This is a genomic window from Rhizobium sp. CSW-27 (assembly GCF_018760785.1).
Classification (GTDB): domain Bacteria; phylum Pseudomonadota; class Alphaproteobacteria; order Rhizobiales; family Rhizobiaceae; genus Neorhizobium.
Genome location: NZ_JAHHZO010000078.1, coordinates 1 through 508, shown reverse-complemented (window position 1 = coordinate 508; position 508 = coordinate 1). Strand labels below are relative to the sequence as shown.

General features: G+C 64.2%; 1 pseudogene. It reads left to right on the top strand.

Going from position 1 to position 508, the window contains the following annotated elements:
• Nucleotides 1–163: 163 nt before the first annotated feature.
• A pseudogene (locus tag KLP42_RS26680) lies at nucleotides 164–508 on the top strand (phage tail protein); the annotation flags it as partial.

Sequence of the window (508 nt, the reverse complement as noted above, 5' to 3'; positions counted from 1 at the left end):
GCAGGATCTCCTGCGGCGCCTTCACCTCGGCCGGCTTTGCCGTGCGCACGATCTACGGCCATTGCGAACGCAGGAACGGCCGGCGGGTCGAAGTCACGACAGGCTATGACCTGCAGTTCCTGCCCGTAACCGCCGTGGCGCGGGCCTACAAGGTGTTCTAGACATGCCCTTCATTTCCGCGATTGCCGGCGCAATCGGCGCGGCCATCGGCCTTGGCTCGGTTGGCGTTGCCCTGGCACAGGCCGCAATCGGCCTTGGCATCAACTACATCGTGCGCAAGGCGGAAGAGCGGCGGGCGAAGAAGGCCGCCGCCAGCGCATCCGGAACGCAGTTCGACCGGGAATATGGCGAGAATGTCAGCCGCAAGGTGCCATGCGGTCTCGTCGGAATTGCCGGCCATGATGCCTATGTCAACACCTATGGCAGCGCGAACCGCGAACTGCAGCAGGTCTATGTGTTCGGGGATTTCCCCTGCGACGGCCTGTCGAAGATCTGGGCAGGCGGCGAT